Source organism: Ligaoa zhengdingensis (assembly GCF_014384885.1).
Taxonomy (GTDB): Bacteria; Bacillota; Clostridia; order Oscillospirales; family Ruminococcaceae; genus Ligaoa; species Ligaoa zhengdingensis.
On sequence record NZ_JACRST010000074.1, the window covers coordinates 1 to 1,629 of the forward strand.

At 62.2% G+C, this 1,629-nt stretch carries 4 protein-coding genes; all 4 read right to left on the minus strand.

The features are described from left to right. Nucleotides 1-599: N-acetylmuramoyl-L-alanine amidase (locus H8711_RS13660; protein WP_249283884.1), on the minus strand; the 599-nt coding region annotated here is incomplete at its 3' end. 4 nt (nt 600-603) lie between these two features. Then, on the minus strand, nt 604-897 hold the full coding sequence (locus H8711_RS13665; RefSeq protein WP_249283885.1) for a phage holin family protein: 294 nt from the start codon (nt 895-897) through the stop codon (nt 604-606). After that, entirely contained in the window at nt 898-1,227 is a 330-nt protein-coding gene (locus H8711_RS13670) for a hypothetical protein (RefSeq protein ID WP_249283886.1), read from the minus strand. 109 nt (nt 1,228-1,336) lie between these two features. Then, the coding region (locus H8711_RS13675; protein ID WP_249283887.1) for a hypothetical protein at nt 1,337-1,629 on the minus strand (293 nt) is incomplete at its 5' end.

Here is a 1,629-nt window from a genome sequence, read left to right on the forward strand (position 1 = left end):
ACAAAGGCGTCAAACCCCAGGTGGCTGAGCTGCTGTGCGAGGCGGTGAGCGTTGGATTTGTCGGCGAAAGCGCCGGCCTGCACGAGGTAAATCGGCCTGTCCCGCTGGGGCTGGCCCGCCAGCGCCCTGACCCTCTCGCGGAAGGTAAGCCACGCCTCCGGGTGCTCCACATACCACAGCGGGCATTTCTTCCCCGTCACATCGTAGTGCCGAATCACATCTTTGCCCGGGTCAAACCCTCTCCGCTTGCAGATGTCCGCTGCCAGCTCCGCCAGTGCCTCCTCCGTCGCCGCCGTGAATCTGCCGGTCTCGTCCGGGTGGCACACCTCGATGTTGATGCCGTATTTGTTCCCCTCGCTCGCACCGTAGGAGATTTCCTCCTCCGGGATGCACCGGATGACCTCCCCATGAAGCCCCACCACATAGTGCGCCGAAACGTAGGTCGCATGGGTTGTGGCAAGGTTGTCGAAATAGTCCCGGTTGTTCTGCGCCGTGCTGCCAGGGTTGCCCACATAGTGCACGATCACCTTCGTGGGCTCGATCTTCGTCCCCGGCCGGCTGTAGGGGTTCACACGGATGAGCTGTTCCCTGATCTCCATGGCCTCACTCGTCCTTCCCCGACTGCTTCACAAGCTGGTTTGCATATACGCTGCACCCCGCCGCGAGAATCCCCTGCGTCAGCGCTACGAAAACAGCCTGTAACACATCTTTGTAGCCTGTCATGTCCGTGGTCGCCAGCACCCAGACGACGGCCAGCAGCACGCCGGCAGCGCCCAGCGCCAGCGGGATATATTTGTCCGCGAACGCCCGGGCCTTTTTTAGCCCCGCGCCCAGCAGGTATAGCACCGGGATCAAAACCAGCAGCTCGGGCCTTATGTAGCTCATGATTTTGTTCATCTATTTGTCCTCCTTTGGCTCGGTGGGCAGCTCGCGCAGGGCCTCGAGCAGCTTGGTGATGGCGCCGTTGCCGCCCAGCGCGTGATACTGCAAATACATCGATTCGGCGTTTTCCAACCCGTAGATGGGGCAATGGCCCTTCGCGGAATAGTGGTTGTAGGTCTGGATGATGCGGTCGCGCAGCAGGGCCTGAATCCCCAGCTTCACCGCGTCCTGCTCCTTCATGTACTGTTTGAACCGGCTGGACAGGGTGCGGTAGGCAAGGCCCAACAGGGACAACGCCGCGCCGAACAGCACCTCCAGCCAGTAACGGGCGATAAACTCGATCAATTGGCATCCCCCTGCAGCGCCGCATCGACCTCTGCGCGGTAGGCCGGGGCCACGCGGTCGATCGCGAGGACCCCGCGCCGGATCAGATAGACCAGCATTTCCACTGTGCTCATACAATCGCCCCCCTTTCCGTCAGCAGCTCGAGCATGAGCTGCTCCTTGGCTTCGCGTTCCAGCTCAAAGGGCGTCTTTTTTCCCACGATGACGCTGAACGTCCCGTCGCGGTGGTCGGTGATCGGCCCCGCGAAGCAGTACTCGCTCTGGTCGTAATCCTCGCCGCCATGCCGCAGCGAGAACGCCGCGTTATCCACAAACAGTTCCGCCAGTTCCGCATAGCTGCTGCCCGTGATGTGCAGCTCCAGCGCAGGACGCGCCGCGCCGCGCAGCTCGCGCCGCACAAGCG